The sequence below is a fragment of the Rossellomorea oryzaecorticis genome (genome assembly GCF_038405515.1).
Taxonomy (GTDB): Bacteria; Bacillota; Bacilli; order Bacillales; family Bacillaceae_B; genus Rossellomorea; species Rossellomorea oryzaecorticis_A.
In genome coordinates, this window is sequence record NZ_JBBYAF010000002.1 from 180,692 (window position 1) to 197,244 (window position 16,553).

The window sequence follows — 16,553 nt, forward strand, 5'->3', positions numbered from 1 at the left end:
AGAGCCTGATCACTCAGGCTCTGTTAATGTCCATCTATAAATCAATACATACTTAAATGACGATTCTTTCCTTTCAGGATCTGATAAACCCCATACAGGAACAAGCCGACGGCTACAACCGCAAGAATCCACTGTCCATAAGGCTGCTGAGCAATTTTGGATAGTGCCCCGTCAAGTCCTTTCGTTTTATCCGGGTCTGCGGTGATGGCTGTCTGGATAAAGAAATAGCCGATGAAGAGGAAGACGAATCCGCGTGAGTATAGTCCCAGCTTTCCTGCTTTTTTTCCTAATTGCCATTCCTTATCAGACATTTCGTGACGCTTGAAATACTTTGTATAGGTTTCCTTGTGAGCCGAGTACATTTCGTATAATGCATATCCGATGATGATGGCTCCGACGATTCCGACGATCCATTGACCGAAAGGCTGTGACAGCAACTTTGCTGACATGGACTGTTTAGATCCCGATCCCGAACCGCTTTTAGCATGCATGGCGATCATGAAGGCATTGTAGGAAAGTGCACTATAAATGATTCCGCTGATGAAATGAGTCAGTCTCCTAAACGCAGACTTCCATAAACTGTCGGAATGTCCGGGATCTTTGAATGCTTCGATGAAACTCCACATGACGATTCCGATAATACCGACTCCGACGATCCATAACAGCACTTCACCGAATGGAGCCTGTGCAACCGCACTGAACGCACCGCTGGAATCGGACATGCTTCCGCCTGCTCCAAATGCTGCCATCAGTGCCAGGGCTCCGATCATCAAATAAACACTTCCTCTTGCTATATATCCAACTCGTGCAAATCCTCTGATCCAGGGCTTGATGTCCTGGGAGGAGGATGAGCTCTGACTGCTTGTTACTCTTGTTGCTATTGATGAAAAATCAGCCATATTCCTTCGTCCCTTCTAGTACTTCGTTCGTGTTACTTATGTAGGCTTTTCCCCATATAGTTAAAAAGGAAACCTCCCGCGGTATGAAAAATATCTTCCATTTTCGACACGGATATTTTCATTAAAAACATATTTACAACGAGGCAGGAGAGGAGTATGATATCTATCATCGAGGCTGTTTTCTTAATCAGCCAAATTAACTATTCTTTATCGCTTAATTCTAATTGAAGCGGGGGACCCATGTTACAGGGGTGAATCCTTTTTAAAAGGTAGGGCTACTTCCACCGCCCGAATCCGACAGCTAACCTCGTAAGCGTAATGGGAGAGGATGATACTTGTGATCAAAATTTGATGACCACAGGGTGTATTCCTTGTGGTCTTTTTGCGTTGTTTTTTTGGTATAGTCATGTAATACCGCTGTTGATTTCCGTGCAAGACTTCGCTTTCCGCGGGTAGCCCGTGAGCCTCCTCGTCACTTCGTTCCTGCGGGGTCTCACATTAGCTACTCTTCAGGAGTCTTCGTCTTGCACTCCAATCAACAGCTGGATTCAGCTAAAGCAACAGTAAGGCAAATCTAATGGTTGATTTTTCAACAAATTACAACTCATGTTTTCGCAGATTTGCAGTAGCGGAGTTGTATAGCACCAATTGGTTAAGCTAATAAAAAGGGTTTTGGAGGTTACACATCATGAAGAAACAATTTGCAGTCATCGGATTAGGGAGATTTGGAGGAAACCTTGTTCAGGAACTTGCACATCTCAACGTGGAGGTCCTGGCAATCGACATCCACCATGATGTCGTCCAGAAGTTCCAGGACATCGCCACACATGCCGTCCAGGCCAATGCGATGGACGAATCGGTGTTGAAATCGCTTGGTCTGCGGAACTTCGACCATGTCATCGTATCATTCGGTGAAAATATTGAAGCGAGCATCCTGACGACCCTTCAATTAAAAGAAATCGGGGTCAAAGAGGTGTGGGTAAAAGCTTCGAATGCGTATCATCAGAAGGTTCTCGACCGCATCGGTGCGGATAAAGTCATTCATCCTGAACGCGATATGGCGAGAAGGATCGCCCACCATATTACGTCTGAAAAAATCATCGATTATATAGAAGTATCCAAGGAACACAGTATCGTCGAGGTGCTGGCAACAAAAAAAGTGTCAGGAAAAACTTTGATGGATTTAGATGTGCGTGCCAAATATGGCTGTAATATCATTGCCATTCACCGCGGTGAAGAAGTCATCGTCTCGCCGTCTGCAGATGAAGTGATTCAAAAGGAGGACCTTCTGATTGTGATCGGTCATAATCGCGATATTAATCGTTTTGAAAAAGAAGGTGTATAAACCGTGAAGAAACGAGTTGTTCAATGGAGCCCGCCGCAGCTGCTGGTGGTCATTTTTGTCTTTTTCAGTACGCTCGGGATGTTTCTTTTAAAGCTGCCTTTTGCCACAGTCGGGGGCATTACGATGCTGGACGCCTTATTCACGGCAGTATCTGCGATGACGGTCACCGGACTGATCGTCGTTGATACAGGGAGTGTATTCACTCTGTTTGGCGAAGTCGTCATCATGTGTCTCATTCAAATCGGCGGCCTCGGCATCATGTCCTTTGCCGTCCTCATCTTTATGATGATCGGCAAGAAAATAGGGTTCAGGGAACGGCTCTTAATTCAGCAGGCGTTGAACCAGACCTCTGTGGGCGGTGTCATTAAGCTTGTAAAATATTTATTTGTCTTTTCCTTTACCGTGGAAGCGGCGGCGGTCGTCCTGCTCGCCGTCGAATGGGTACCTGAATATGGATGGGGCAGGGGACTGTATGTCAGTTTATTTCATTCGATTTCAGCTTTTAACAACGCAGGATTCTCCATATGGCCGGACAGCCTGATGGGGTATGCGGGGAATCCGACGGTGAATATTGTGATTTCTTCATTATTCATCATCGGCGGGATCGGATTTACAGTGCTGGTAGATCTTTATAAGACGAGATCGTTCAGGAAGCTGTCCCTTCATACGAAAATTATGCTGTGGGGTACGTTGATCATCAATACGGCAGCCATGATCATTCTTTTTATTCTTGAGTTCAACAACCCCCATACGCTGGCGAATCTATCCCTGTTTGATAAACTGCAAGCTGCTTATTTCTCTGCAGTGACGCCGCGTACAGCAGGATTCAACTCCCTTGATTATGCGAGCATGGAGCGGGATTCGATTTTATTGACCATCCTGCTCATGTTCATCGGAGCAGGAAGCGCGTCGACCGGGGGGGGAATCAAGCTAACGACATTTGTGGTCATTTCCCTTAGTGCATTAGCATTTTTAAAAGAGAAACGTGAAATCCGCCTGTTCCGACGCACGATCAGCGAATTTCATATTTTCAAGGCACTGGCAGTTTCCATGATGAGCATATTTCTTGTTTTCACTGCTTTATTCATCTTGAATATCAGTGAAAAAGGAACTGATTTCCTGCCGGTCCTCTTTGAAGTCGTGTCTGCATTCGGAACCGTCGGTCTTTCGATGGGCATCACCGGCTCTCTTACCGAAATAGGGAAGAGCGTCATCATCGTCGTCATGTTCATCGGGAAACTCGGTCCGCTTACGCTTGCATTCTCGCTGTCGAAACCGGATAAGGAAAAGATACGTTATCCGAAGGAGGATATCCTGACGGGATGATCCATTCCGCAAAAAAACCTGTGCTTTTTATGAGCACAGGTTTTTTAGTGTGTATAGGGAAGGTCGGTGCATCACGAAGGCCTCGATTTTTCCTGAGTCTCATGCAAATCCCATTTCCCTCGATAATAAAATCCGCCATCCTCTATATTTGGGAGGGGGCCGTATAGTGCGATTCCGGTAAATTCCGATTGGCCGGCCTCATATTTAAAGACCCCTTCGCCGGGACCGATGTTTTCACCGTTTTCTCCGTATTGATCTTTCACATGCTGCGGCTGCAGCTCAGGCCTGAATTGAACGGATACCTGGTATCTTTTTTCGGTATCCTCGCGTTTCATGACGATCAGAAAGGTGCCGTCGTCTTCCACTTCCCCTGTTTGGGACATCTTAGACCCATCCAATGGTTCCGCTTCCGCATTCATGACCTGATCAAGCGTCACATCTTGCGGGTATTCCTTTAAACTCGCTTCAATAACAGCACCCTTGGGCAGATCCGTCACTCCGCGAAACACCAATTTATCTTTGCTGAATTGCATACTTGACTGCAGCGCAATCGATTCTTTTCCTTTAGGCTCAGGTTCAGCAGCGGTCTGTTTCAGTGATTCGTCGACCAGGACGACACGGCAGCCGGACAACAGAAAGAGAAGGGAGAGTGATAAAACAGTCACCAGTCTAAATGGATTCATGTTGATTCCTCCCCTGAACGAAATGAAAATCCTCCACATTTTGCTTAGAAAAGACAGTATTTGTTTGATCTAACTTTTTACTCCGTCTTCCCCTAATCGTTTGCTCGTCGATCAGTACCTGCCTCAAGACGGTGCTGATCTGATTCACGCAATAAATGGATACCGCAAAAAACAGTAAAGGTGCCAGTAAGAGCATCGGCTTATTGAAGATCTGCTGTATGTTGATGCTCATCGTTGCAGCCCATTCATTTGTGACAGAAAAATACTGAGGGATGTACTCGAGAACCCCGAAATTTTCTGTGATCAGACCTCCCAATGTAATGTGCAGAATCCCAAGCTGAACAAGGAGAAAAAGCGTCTGTGCGAGCTGTTCGGAAAACAGTACAATCGACTGTCGGCTGAAATAAGGCCACAGATGCCTGCGGATCAACTGAATGCGCCCCGCACCCATCGTCCGGGAAGCCGATACGAAATCCTGTTTCAAGAAGTCATGCATCCCTTGTCCGACGTACATTCCGAGTGATGGAATGACAATCAATGAAATCACGATGATTTCGATAATCAGGAATCTGAAGGATGGAAGGGAGCCCCCTGCGAATGCCAGTTGAAGGGGGAAAAGCAGGATATAGACGACAATGGCAAGCGGTATGAAATTAAAAGTGTCCAACAAACCTTTTGCCCCTGCCCGCAGCCAGCGGGGAAGAAACGCATACAGCACCCCTGTGATAAATCCGCCGGCCATTCTCAACAAAGCGATGGCAATCGCCGACAATAGTGTGTATTTAGCACCCGCCACCAGGATGATGAACATGTTCCTTCCGAGCTTATCGCTCCCGAGCGGAGGCATTTCGGAAGTCGAATAAGGTGGTGCTGCAATCACCCTGCCTGTCTCTTCATCGGTCATATAGGGTGGGCCGGATTCTTGAAAATCTGGATAGAGAATCGGTACAAGGTAGCTCCCGATGATCATGGCCAGTAATATCACGAGCGGTATCCAGAAACGATAAGATCTCAACAAACTCATGATTCCACCTCCTCATGGATGCCCGTATATTTTGTAATAAAGAGCTGCCCAAGACTGAATAAGATGAAGAAAGGAACATAAATCATGAGCATGCCGATAAAAAATGCACTTGGCTCACTGACAGCAACCGACAACATCGCCGCCATGAATCCATTGATGTTAAAGAGGATTTCAATAATCAACAGATTCGAGAGCATGAGCAGGAAGATCGGTTTCATATGATAGTAGAAGCTGATCCATACGTTCCTGAAAAGGTGGACCCAAAGGGTGTAAGCCTTGGAAAACCCTTTTGAGAAAGAAAATTCGACGTACGGTTTATCACCTTCTTCACTTAGCTGAAACAAGAAGTTCTTGATTAAAAAGGCAATCGGCATCACGGCTAAACAAATGATTGGCAGGACATAGATCCTCTCTTCTCCGAGTGCATACATATCGAAGAAAAGAATGCCGGTCTTTTTAAACAGCCAAATGATAAACAGCTGCAGGATCACCACGACCAGAACATCAGGAAGGGAATCAAGCAGATCAAGAATTCTCAGAAAAAACCGATGTGCCCTGCGAGGCAGAAGCATAGATAGATAACTTAATAGAGCAGCGCTCACAACGGCAATGAGAAAGGCTGACGCCAGAAGCAGGAATGAATAGCCGAATAGTTTTAACAGCATTGGGAAAATCGGATAGTCCTTCCCATCCGCTTCCACTCGGATCAGTATATTTCCGGGATCCAAGAGATCCTTTAAAATCAGTTCTAACGTATGCAGGTATTTCGCGATATGTATGACGAGCTCATGATCGTACATAAGCAGTGACCCGGCACCGCTGAATAAAAATAAACCGAGGCACGTCAAAATGAATTGAACAGGCAGCCGCAAAAGATGTTTTTTCATCGGTGTCCCCCCTTAAACACTAGTAGTATGATTACATTTACATTACAAACTTTTCAGAATATTTACCCATTATACTATACCATTTACATATTATCCCTTCAATAGAGTAATAAAGTCCTTTCTTTCAAGGCCCGTCCCTCGTTGCTTTAACGCGACGAGGGACGGGCCTTCAATGAAATCTCAAATTTCAAAAGAACGAAACGATGGGTATGGAATTTGATAAAAAGGGGGGTGATTAAGCGTTTACATGTCAGGTGAGTAAGATTGACGGAAACGCCGGTGTTCAATATAATGTGTAAAAATTCTGAACTTTTTATAAGGTGGTGTTGTACGTGAAAACTGTCTATAATTTCTCGGCCGGTCCTGCCGTGCTGCCGAAGTCAGTGCTTGAAAAGGTGCAGCAAGAACTGCTTGATTATGAAGGCACCGGCATGTCCGTGATGGAGCTCAGCCATCGCTCGGCTCCATTTCAACAAATCATCGAAGGAGCGGAAGCCCTGCTGAGGGAACTGCTTTCCATTCCGGAAGATTATCACGTCCTGTTCATGCAAGGGGGAGCTTCCCTTCAATTCTCCATGATCCCGCTGAATCTGCTCGGTCCCGGTCAAACTGCCGAGTATATCCTGACCGGCAGCTGGTCTGATAAGGCTGTAAAGGAAGCCGACAAAGTAGGAGAAGTACGGACGCATAAAGTGGAAACACAAACAGCGATTCCGTCTTATTCAGCAAAGGATTTTTCAGAAAATGCACAGTATGTACATATCACCTCGAATAATACAATAGAAGGAACACGTTTCAATGGCTACCCGGAAACCGGGGATATCCCGCTGGTCGCGGACATGTCATCGCATATTCTTTCTGAAAAACTCGACGTTTCCAGATTCGGCCTCATTTACGCAGGGGCACAGAAGAATCTCGGCCCTTCAGGCGTCACCGTCGCGATTATCCGCAAAGACCTGGTTGGCAATGCACCTGATCACTGTCCGGTGCTGCTGAATTACGAGACCTATGTCAAACACGGATCGCTATTCAACACGCCGCCGACCTTTGCCATCTATGTGCTGAAACTTGTGCTGGAATGGGTGAAAGAAAATGGCGGAGTAGAAGGGATGGAGGCACGTAATCAGGAAAAAGCGGACCTGCTGTACTCCTATATCGATCAGTCGGGACTTTTTCATAACCCTGTCCGGGAAGAAAACCGGTCACTGATGAACATTCCATTTACCGCAACCGACGATGAAATAAATGCCAGATTTTTAAAAGAAGCAAAAGAAGCAGGGTTCGAGTTTCTGAAAGGTCACCGGTCGGTAGGCGGGATGCGTGCAAGCATCTATAACGCCATGCCGCTCGAAGGTGTGAAGGAGCTCGTCGAATTTATGAAGAACTTTGAAAAGAAGCAGTGAAGGAGGATCACAATGATTTCAATTAATACGTACAATGCGATATCAAAAAGCGGACTTTCATTAATCGAGGACGACATCAATTATCATCTGAACGGCAAAGGAGATCCGGATGGCCTTCTTGTACGGTCCCAGAATCTTCATGACTTCTTGTTCCCCCCGTCTTTAAAAGCGATTGCACGTGCCGGGGCAGGCGTCAATAATATCCCTGTGGACTCGTGCACCGATCAAGGAATCGTCGTGTTCAATACGCCCGGTGCAAATGCCAATGCCGTAAAAGAACTAGTGCTCGCGAACTTGATCGCTTCTTCGCGCAATCTCTATTCAGCGGTAGGCTGGGCAAAGACGCTTCATAATGAAGAAGATGTGTCCACTGTCGTCGAGGCCAAAAAGAAAGAGTTTGTCGGAAGTGAAATCAAAGGGAAAAAGCTGGGTGTAGTCGGACTCGGCGCCATCGGTGTCCTCGTCGCGAACGATGCGCTGGCACTCGGCATGGACGTTGTCGCCTACGATCCATTCATTTCAGTCGACGCCGCATGGAGATTATCCCAGGACGTAAAAAGAGCGCATAATATCGAAGACGTATGGGCGCAATGTGACTTTGTCACATTCCACATCCCGCTTACGGATGAAACGAAGCACTTCGTGAATAATGACAGCTTCAGACGCATGAAGAAGGGCATCACCCTCCTGAATTTCTCGAGAGGGGAGCTTGTCGAAGAAAGTGCGCTCGGTGAAGCGTTAAACGCCGGCATCGTCAAAAAATACGTCACGGATTTCCCGAACGAATACGTATTGAAACTGGACAATGTCGTCCCGGTTCCCCACCTCGGCGCTTCAACCGTTGAATCGGAAGAAAACTGCGCCGTCATGGCGGCCAAACAGCTGAAAACCTATCTTGAAACAGGTAACATCAAACATGCAGTCAATCTGCCTGACGTGGAACTTCCGTACAGTGGGAAGATGCGTGTGACCGTGATGCATAAAAACATCCCGAACATGGTCGGGGGCATCACGACGACTTTATCCGGTTATGCGGTCAACATCGCCGACATGATCAACCGCAGTAAAAACACATGGGCCTACACGATGATCGACCTTGACCAAGAACTGACAGAAGAAGAGCAGAACGATGTGAAATCCAAATTGAAAGCCATCGACGGCGTCGTATCGGTTCGTCTCATCTAAAAAATATGACTAGAACTCCCTTAACCCGAGAAGAATGTGTAATAGACTAACTCGGATTAAGGGAGGTTTTCATTTATGCCAAGTGTATCCTATCAGGGATCGACTCTATTTTTCGAAGATATAGGAAAAGGGACACCGCTCGTATTCCTGCATCCACCTGGAATGGGGAGGGTTGTTTTTGACAAACAGCACACCCTCGCCAAGCAGTTCCGGCTGATTATCCCGGACTTGTCAGGACACGGGGATTCACCGTCCCTCAAGTCATTCGTAAGCCTCGACTCCTACGCGGAAGAAATCAACTTCATTCTCGATCACTTACAGATATCCACATGCGTTCTCATCGGCTATTCGGCAGGAGGAGTCATTGCGCAGGAGTTTGCATCTTTATATAAAAATAAAGTGAGCGCCCTTATCCTGATCGGGGCGTATCCGAAAGTGATACACAACAAACTGAAGCTGATGCATTTAGCAGGGATGAAACTGGTCCGTAACCATCCCGTCCGCCTCGCTAAAATCATTTCTAAAGCGCACACGAAAAGCAAGATGGAACGAAAAGAACTGCTTCTTCATATGAACAAGGCGAATCCTGAGATCTGGTACCATTTTTACAAGCAGTCCCTTCTTTATGACGGCATTGAAAAAATGAACCACTGCAAACTTCCGCTTCTCTTGATCTATGGAGAAAAATCGGATTGGCTGAACGATCAGATGGAGTGCTACAAGGATTGTCATCCAAAAAAGATCTATATCATCCCAGGAGCCTCCCACCAAATCCCGACCCTTCACCATGATGCACTCAATGCCATTTTGCTCGGGGAAGTGGAGGAGCTGCTGAAAAAGTAATGAATTGTTTCTTTTAAAGAGAAAAGGGTATAGTACTTCCCGGGACTATTATAATGAGAGGAGAATACTATGGGAATTCATCATTATTTCAAAAGTCTCTCGGACCTGGAGACGCTCGTCCGCTGTCCGGGACGTTTTAAATATCATGAACACAATGTGGCCAGTCATTCCTTCAAAGTGACCAAGATTTCTCAATTTCTCGGAACCGTCGAAGAACAGAATGGACAAGAAGTCGACTGGAAAGCTCTTTATGAAAAAGCACTGAACCATGACTATGCAGAATTGTTTACTGGTGACATCAAAACGCCTGTAAAATATGCTTCGGTGGAACTGCGTGATCTGTTCAGTCAGGTCGAAGATGAAATGGTTAAAAAATTCATCTCGACAGAATTTCCTCCACAATTTCAGGAAGTATACAGAGGACGTTTCAAAGAAGGCAAAGACGCATCATTGGAAGGGAAGATTCTGTCGGTAGCAGACAAAATCGACCTTTTATATGAATCATTCGGTGAAATCCAGAAAGGAAATCCCGATCCGTTATTCATGGAAATCTATCAGGGAGCATTGTCGACGATCGTGAGGTTCAAAGAACTCCAATGCGTCCAATACTTCCTGGAGTACATACTCCCTGACATGCTGTCTGAGAAGTTCATACCTCATAGTGAACTGAAGGAGCAGACGCAGCGATTGATCCAGGAAGGGGACGAATAGGGAGAAAATCCTTTCTTCTCAGATGCATTTTCGTTAAAATATGGTTATTCCCTTCAATTGAGGAGAGTGGATCGTGTCTAAATTCATACTGGGGATCTTTTTACCGGGATTGCTCGTGGTTCTGTTCACCAGGGTCACCTACAATCATTATGTCGGACTAATACTTACCGTAGCACTGATTGCTGCATCTGTTTATAAAGGATATACAGATTCCTGGTGGCTGATCGTGGTCGACGCCGCATCATTGACCATCGGATTCTGGTACAGCAATCAAATGATGACAAAAGCAAGAAAAAATGCCTGAACACTGTGGATGAAGCGGTGTTCAGGCATTTTTCTTGTGGATTGTGGATAAGTTGTGTCGTTATGTGCATAAGTAGGTCGGGAAATAAATTATCCACATTATGAATGCGTGTTCATACACAATGCTCACAAGTCAGTTACTTTTTTGTGGATGAAAATGGTGTTTTCCACATTACACAACAACTTATACACATAGTTATTCACAACCTGTGTGTATTTCTTTTTAAAAACAATCCATCCATCTGATAAAGGGTTACGTGTTTAAAAAAATTTCACTTATCCATAAAATTGAAATAAAAGTCGGTTCCAGCGGTTGATTGAAGTGCAAGACGGAGACTCCTGCGGGAAATGTGACTAATGTGAGACGTGTCCAGCTATAGGGCTTAGAGGCACATGTCATAAGTCAAACCGTCCAAGAAGGCAAAGAACGCCTTCGTGGTCGATTCGCCTTATGCCAACCGCCTCTGAGCGAAGCCCCTCCGCTTTTCTGACCCGCAGGATCGTAAGCGACGAGGAGGCTCACGGGTCACCCGCGGAAAGCGAAGTCTTTCACGGAAATCATAAGCGGTATAAATAAACGAACTTTTGTTCGCTTTTTATTGGTTATTCCTGTATGAGATGTGGTAGAATGTGTATAGATGAATGGACTGTGTTTATTATGTGAATAAATAGGTAAATAACAAGGTACGGATCCTTTATTATAGGAGGTTTCACGGTGAAGGAACAATTTGAGTTAAAGTCCAAATATAAGCCGGAGGGCGATCAGCCCAAGGCGATTGACAGATTGGTTCAGGGTGTTAATGAAGGGAAACGTCATCAGACGCTCCTCGGGGCGACAGGTACCGGTAAGACCTTTACCGTTTCCAACGTGATTCAGAAAGTAGAGAAACCGACGCTGATCATTGCCCACAATAAGACACTTGCCGGACAACTCTACAGCGAATTCAAGGATTTCTTCCCTGATAATGCCGTCGAGTATTTCGTCAGCTACTACGATTATTATCAGCCTGAGGCCTATGTTCCTCAAACCGATACATTTATAGAAAAAGACGCGAGTATCAATGATGAGATCGATAAACTCCGCCATTCGGCTACATCGGCTTTATTTGAGCGGAGAGATGTCATCATCATTGCCTCCGTATCCTGCATATACGGGTTGGGTAACCCGGAAGAATACCGTGAGCTTGTCCTCTCCCTGCGTACAGGGATGGAAATCGAACGAAACCAGCTTTTAAGGAAGCTTGTGGATATCCAATATGAACGAAACGATATCGACTTCCAGCGCGGAACATTCCGTGTGCGCGGCGACGTTGTGGAAATCTTCCCGGCTTCGCGCGACGAACATTGTATGCGCGTGGAGTTCTTTGGGGATGAGATCGACCGTATCCGAGAGGTCGATGCACTGACCGGTGAAATCATGGGAGACCGTGATCACGTCGCCATATTCCCGGCATCCCATTTCGTAACACGCGAAGAAAAGATGAAGGTCGCGATTAAAAATATCGAAAAAGAACTGGAAGAGCAGTTAGCGATCATGAAAGAAGACGGGAAGCTCCTCGAAGCTCAGCGTCTCGAACAGAGAACACGCTACGATCTCGAAATGATGCGTGAAATGGGCTTCTGCTCAGGGATCGAAAACTATTCCCGTCATCTGACGCTGAGACCTCCAGGTTCTACACCATACACGCTGCTCGATTATTTTCCCGATGATTTCATGATCGTCGTCGATGAGTCCCATGTGACACTCCCCCAGATCAGGGGGATGTTCAACGGTGACCAGGCACGTAAAAAGGTGCTCGTCGACCATGGCTTCCGTCTGCCTTCTGCAATGGACAACCGGCCGCTGCGATTCGAAGAATTTGAAGAGAAAGTACAGCAGCTTCTATACGTTTCAGCAACACCGGGGCCGTATGAACTTGAACACAGCCCTGAAATGATCGAGCAGATCATCCGTCCGACCGGGCTGTTGGACCCTATTATTGAAGTGCGTCCGATTGAAGGGCAGATTGATGACCTTCTCGGCGAAATCAATGAACGAATCGAGAAGAATGAGCGTGTACTCATCACGACATTGACAAAGAAAATGTCAGAGGATCTTTCCGCTTATTTAAAAGAGATCGGCATCAAGGTTCAATACCTGCACTCTGAAATCAAGACGCTCGAGCGAATTGAGATTATCCGTGATCTCCGTCTCGGGAAATTTGATGTGCTGGTAGGCATCAACTTACTCCGTGAAGGACTCGATATCCCCGAGGTGTCACTGGTATCGATTCTCGACGCAGACAAAGAAGGATTCCTGCGTTCCGAACGTTCACTCATCCAGACGATTGGCCGTGCCGCACGTAACTCGAACGGTAAGGTAATCATGTACGCGGATAAGATGACTGATTCGATGCAGAAAGCGATCGATGAAACGAAGCGCCGTCGTGAAATCCAAGAGGAATACAATGAGAAACACGGGATCACACCGACGACGATCCAAAAAGAAATCAGAGATGTCATCCGTGCGACACATGCCGCAGAAGAAGCAGGGGTTTATGAGGGGAAAGAGACGAAAGTATCAAATATGTCCAAACCGGAGAGACAAAAACTTATTGCTAGCTTAGAAGTGGAAATGAAAGAAGCAGCCAAGGCGCTCGACTTTGAACGTGCAGCCCAGCTTCGCGACACCATTCTTGAGCTAAAGGCGGAAGGATGAAACAGGAATGGCCAAAGACCAAATTATCGTACAAGGAGCAAGAGCTCATAATTTAAAAAATATAGATATCAAAATTCCGAGAGATAAGCTGGTCGTCCTGACCGGTTTATCCGGGTCCGGGAAGTCCTCCCTTGCATTTGACACAATCTACGCTGAGGGACAGAGACGTTATGTCGAGTCGCTGTCAGCATATGCACGTCAATTCCTGGGACAGATGGATAAGCCCGATGTCGATTCAATCGAAGGATTATCGCCGGCGATTTCAATCGATCAGAAAACGACAAGCAAAAATCCCCGTTCAACAGTTGGAACGGTCACTGAAATTTATGATTATCTGCGTCTGTTATTTGCACGTGTCGGGAAACCGATCTGCCCGAATCATGGCATCGAAATCTCTTCCCAGACGATCGAGCAGATGGTCGACAGGATTCTTGAATACCCGGAACGCACAAAGCTCCAGGTGCTTGCACCTGTCGTGTCCGGACGCAAAGGGACCCATGCCAAGACACTTGAAGACATCAAGAAGCAAGGGTTCGTCCGTGTCCGTGTAAACGGCGAGGTACAGGATCTTGGAGAAGAGATCAAGCTTGAAAAAAATAAAAAGCATACCATCGAAGTCATCATTGACCGTATCGTCGTAAAAGAAGGTGTGGCAGCGCGATTATCCGATTCATTGGAAACGGCTCTCCGTCTGGCAGAGGGCCAGGTCGTCATCGATGTGATCGGCGAGGAAGAGCTCCTGTTCAGTGAACATCATGCCTGCCCGTATTGCGGATTCTCGATCACTGAGCTTGAGCCCAGAATGTTCTCCTTCAACAGTCCTTTCGGAGCATGTCAAAGCTGTGACGGGCTGGGGACAAAGCTTGAGGTGGACAAAGAGCTGGTCATCCCGAATTGGGACCGCACCCTTAATGAGCACGCGGTTGCCCCTTGGGAGCCGACGAGCTCACAATATTATCCATCCCTGCTGAAAGCGGTCTGTGATCACTACAGCATCCCGATGGATGTTCCCGTCAAGGATATTCCGAAAGATAAAATGGATAAGATCCTGAAAGGCTCCGGCAAAGATGAGATCTATTTCCGTTACGAAAATGACTTTGGTCAAGTGCGCGAAAACTATCTTCGCTTTGAAGGGGTCATGAAAAATATAGAGCGCCGTTACCGCGAAACAAGCTCGGACTATATCCGGGAGCAGATGGAGAAGTACATGGCGCAGCAGGACTGCCCGACTTGTAACGGCCACCGCCTGAAAGAAGAAAGCCTTGCCGTGAAGGTGGACTCCCTTCACATCGGGGAAGTCACTGCATTTTCCATCGAGGAAGCGGATCATTTCTTTGCCCAGCTTGAACTTTCCGAAAAAGATATGAAAATCGCAAGACTGATCCTGAGGGAGATCCGGGAACGTCTCGGTTTCCTTGTGAATGTAGGTCTTGATTATCTGACGTTAAGCCGTGCTGCAGGAACCCTTTCCGGAGGGGAAGCACAACGGATCCGTCTCGCGACTCAAATCGGATCCCGACTGACAGGGGTATTGTATATCCTGGACGAGCCATCCATCGGACTTCATCAGCGGGACAACGACCGATTGATTGATACACTTAAAAATATGCGTGATATCGGAAACACGTTGATTGTCGTCGAGCATGATGAGGATACGATGCTGGCAGCCGACTACCTTATCGATATCGGTCCCGGGGCAGGCGTACACGGCGGAGAAGTCATTTCAGCCGGAACACCCCATGAAGTCATGGATGACAAAAATTCATTGACAGGACAATATTTATCTGGAAAGAGATTCATCCCGCTTCCTCAGGAAAGACGCAAGCCGGATGGAAGATATCTTGAAATTGTCGGCGCCAAGGAAAACAACTTGAACAACGTGAAAGCAAAGTTTCCGCTCGGTGTCTTTACAGCGGTCACAGGCGTTTCCGGTTCCGGAAAGAGTACGCTGATCAATGAGATCCTTCACAAATCCCTGGCGCAAAAACTTCATAATGCCAAAACCAAACCTGGTGAGCATAAAGAAGTAAAGGGAATTGACCATCTCGAAAAAGTCATCGATATCGATCAGTCACCGATCGGGCGTACCCCCAGATCGAATCCGGCCACCTACACAGGCGTATTCGATGATATCCGGGATGTATTTGCGACAACCAATGAAGCCAAGGTGCGCGGGTATAAAAAAGGACGCTTCAGCTTCAACGTAAAAGGCGGAAGATGTGAAGCCTGCCGCGGAGACGGGATCATCAAGATCGAAATGCACTTCCTGCCGGACGTGTATGTCCCATGTGAAGTATGTCATGGAAAACGATACAATCGTGAAACGCTTGAAGTGAAATATAAGGATAAGAATATTGCGGACGTTCTTCAAATGACAGTCGAAGATGCAGTGAAGTTCTTCGAAAACATCCCGAAAATCAAACGGAAGCTTCAAACGATCTTTGATGTCGGGTTGGGCTACATCACACTTGGCCAGCCTGCGACGACCCTGTCAGGAGGAGAAGCGCAGCGTGTAAAACTGGCATCCGAGCTGCATCGCCGTTCAACGGGCCGCTCCCTTTACATCCTGGATGAACCGACAACCGGTCTTCATGTCGATGACATCTCACGCCTGCTGACCGTACTTCAGCGCCTCGTTGAAAACGGGGATACCGTGCTCGTCATCGAACACAACCTTGACGTCATCAAAGCGGCCGACTACATTGTCGACCTCGGACCAGAAGGCGGAGACAAAGGCGGCACCATCATCGCCAGCGGAACCCCGGAAAAAGTGGCAGAAGCCAAAGGTTCCTATACCGGTAAGTACCTGAAGCCGATTCTTGAACGCGACCGCGAACGGATGAAGAAAAAAATCCGTGAGAAGGAAGAAGTAACGAGTTAATATCAATCAATCGAGAGCTGGAGAAATCCGGCTCTTTTTTGGTCTTGTTAAAGGTTTTGGTGATTTAGCTGGCTCAAGCAGTTGATTGGAGTGGAAGACGAAGACTCCTGCGGGAGAAGTGGCCAATGTGAGACCCCGGAAGCGAAGCTGAGGAGGCTCACGGGTCACCCGCGGAAAGCGAAGTCTTCCACGGGAATCAACAGCGGCATTCAAAAATGGATGATGTAAATGGACATCCAATAAAAAACAAAACACACCTCCATACCGACAAAAACTCAGACCTAAGATGGAGTAAAAAGAAGAGTGTCCTATGAGAAAATGATCACAGAAGGAAATTTCAAAGAATGAAACCTTTTCAGAAACGT

At 46.7% G+C, this 16,553-nt stretch carries 13 protein-coding genes and 1 riboswitch; of the genes, 9 read left to right on the forward strand and 4 right to left on the reverse strand.

Annotation, left to right across the window (positions count from 1 at the left end; translation table 11 throughout):
* Nucleotides 1-41 precede the first annotated feature (41 nt).
* The gene (locus tag AAEO50_RS01820) at nucleotides 42-899 is read right to left on the reverse strand and encodes a DUF1206 domain-containing protein (RefSeq protein WP_341979781.1); all 858 of its coding nucleotides are present in this window, start codon (nucleotides 897-899) and stop codon (nucleotides 42-44) included.
* Nucleotides 900-1,100: 201 nt separating this feature from the next.
* Nucleotides 1,101-1,231, forward strand: a riboswitch (cyclic di-AMP (ydaO/yuaA leader).
* A gap of 356 nt (nucleotides 1,232-1,587) precedes the next feature.
* Between AAEO50_RS01820 and AAEO50_RS01825 the strand changes: the two genes are divergently transcribed.
* Complete coding sequence (locus AAEO50_RS01825; RefSeq protein WP_341979783.1) at nucleotides 1,588-2,244, forward strand: TrkA family potassium uptake protein; 657 nt, start codon at nucleotides 1,588-1,590, stop codon at nucleotides 2,242-2,244.
* Nucleotides 2,245-2,247: 3 nt separating this feature from the next.
* The gene (locus AAEO50_RS01830) at nucleotides 2,248-3,570 is read left to right on the forward strand and encodes a TrkH family potassium uptake protein (protein ID WP_341979786.1); all 1,323 of its coding nucleotides are present in this window, start codon (nucleotides 2,248-2,250) and stop codon (nucleotides 3,568-3,570) included.
* Between the two features lie 71 nt (nucleotides 3,571-3,641).
* Here AAEO50_RS01830 and AAEO50_RS01835 read toward each other — a convergent pair whose 3' ends face one another.
* The 3 genes from AAEO50_RS01835 to AAEO50_RS01845 are packed head-to-tail and all read right to left on the reverse strand — an operon-like array spanning nucleotide 3,642 to nucleotide 6,164.
* Complete coding sequence (locus AAEO50_RS01835) at nucleotides 3,642-4,253, reverse strand: hypothetical protein (protein WP_341979788.1); 612 nt, start codon at nucleotides 4,251-4,253, stop codon at nucleotides 3,642-3,644.
* Complete coding sequence (locus AAEO50_RS01840; protein WP_341979790.1) at nucleotides 4,240-5,277, reverse strand: ABC transporter permease subunit; 1,038 nt, start codon at nucleotides 5,275-5,277, stop codon at nucleotides 4,240-4,242. Before AAEO50_RS01840 ends, AAEO50_RS01835 begins: the two co-directional genes overlap by 14 nt.
* Nucleotides 5,274-6,164 carry an ABC transporter permease subunit gene (locus AAEO50_RS01845; protein WP_341979792.1) on the reverse strand — a complete coding sequence of 297 codons (891 nt, stop codon included), beginning with the start codon at nucleotides 6,162-6,164 and terminating at the stop codon, nucleotides 5,274-5,276. Before AAEO50_RS01845 ends, AAEO50_RS01840 begins: the two co-directional genes overlap by 4 nt.
* 332 nt (nucleotides 6,165-6,496) lie before the next feature.
* Between AAEO50_RS01845 and serC the strand changes: the two genes are divergently transcribed.
* From serC to uvrA, 7 genes are all read left to right on the forward strand, one after another.
* The gene (gene serC, locus AAEO50_RS01850; protein ID WP_341979794.1) at nucleotides 6,497-7,567 is read left to right on the forward strand and encodes a 3-phosphoserine/phosphohydroxythreonine transaminase; all 1,071 of its coding nucleotides are present in this window, start codon (nucleotides 6,497-6,499) and stop codon (nucleotides 7,565-7,567) included.
* A 12-nt stretch (nucleotides 7,568-7,579) separates the two neighbouring features.
* Nucleotides 7,580-8,752: a phosphoglycerate dehydrogenase gene (locus tag AAEO50_RS01855; protein WP_341979797.1), complete on the forward strand. Its 1,173-nt coding sequence runs from the start codon at nucleotides 7,580-7,582 to the stop codon at nucleotides 8,750-8,752.
* A gap of 75 nt (nucleotides 8,753-8,827) precedes the next feature.
* Nucleotides 8,828-9,595, forward strand: a complete 768-nt coding sequence (locus AAEO50_RS01860) for an alpha/beta hydrolase (protein ID WP_341979799.1) — start codon at nucleotides 8,828-8,830, stop codon at nucleotides 9,593-9,595.
* Between the two features lie 69 nt (nucleotides 9,596-9,664).
* Nucleotides 9,665-10,306 carry an HD domain-containing protein gene (locus AAEO50_RS01865; RefSeq protein ID WP_341979801.1) on the forward strand — a complete coding sequence of 214 codons (642 nt, stop codon included), beginning with the start codon at nucleotides 9,665-9,667 and terminating at the stop codon, nucleotides 10,304-10,306.
* Between the two features lie 70 nt (nucleotides 10,307-10,376).
* Nucleotides 10,377-10,610: a CsbA family protein gene (locus AAEO50_RS01870; RefSeq protein ID WP_341979875.1), complete on the forward strand. Its 234-nt coding sequence runs from the start codon at nucleotides 10,377-10,379 to the stop codon at nucleotides 10,608-10,610.
* Nucleotides 10,611-11,324: 714 nt separating this feature from the next.
* A complete protein-coding gene (gene uvrB, locus AAEO50_RS01875; protein ID WP_341979803.1) occupies nucleotides 11,325-13,307 on the forward strand; it encodes an excinuclease ABC subunit UvrB in 1,983 nt (660 codons plus the stop codon).
* 7 nt (nucleotides 13,308-13,314) lie between these two features.
* Nucleotides 13,315-16,188, forward strand: coding sequence for an excinuclease ABC subunit UvrA (gene uvrA / locus AAEO50_RS01880; protein ID WP_341979805.1), 2,874 nt, complete (start codon nucleotides 13,315-13,317; stop codon nucleotides 16,186-16,188).
* The last annotated feature ends 365 nt before the right edge of the window (nucleotides 16,189-16,553 follow it).

Excerpts from the sequence above, each read along its gene's own strand:
- AAEO50_RS01820 (WP_341979781.1), bottom strand. The coding sequence starts at position 899 with ATGGCTGATTTTTCATCAATAGCAACAAGAGTAACAAGCAGTCAGAGC.
- AAEO50_RS01825 (WP_341979783.1), top strand. The coding sequence starts at position 1,588 with ATGAAGAAACAATTTGCAGTCATCGGATTAGGGAGATTTGGAGGAAAC.
- AAEO50_RS01835 (WP_341979788.1), bottom strand. The coding sequence starts at position 4,253 with ATGAATCCATTTAGACTGGTGACTGTTTTATCACTCTCCCTTCTCTTT.
- AAEO50_RS01840 (WP_341979790.1), bottom strand. The coding sequence starts at position 5,277 with ATGAGTTTGTTGAGATCTTATCGTTTCTGGATACCGCTCGTGATATTA.
- AAEO50_RS01845 (WP_341979792.1), bottom strand. The coding sequence starts at position 6,164 with ATGAAAAAACATCTTTTGCGGCTGCCTGTTCAATTCATTTTGACGTGC.
- AAEO50_RS01855 (WP_341979797.1), top strand. The coding sequence starts at position 7,580 with ATGATTTCAATTAATACGTACAATGCGATATCAAAAAGCGGACTTTCA.
- AAEO50_RS01860 (WP_341979799.1), top strand. The coding sequence starts at position 8,828 with ATGCCAAGTGTATCCTATCAGGGATCGACTCTATTTTTCGAAGATATA.
- AAEO50_RS01865 (WP_341979801.1), top strand. The coding sequence starts at position 9,665 with ATGGGAATTCATCATTATTTCAAAAGTCTCTCGGACCTGGAGACGCTC.
- uvrA (WP_341979805.1), top strand. The coding sequence starts at position 13,315 with ATGGCCAAAGACCAAATTATCGTACAAGGAGCAAGAGCTCATAATTTA.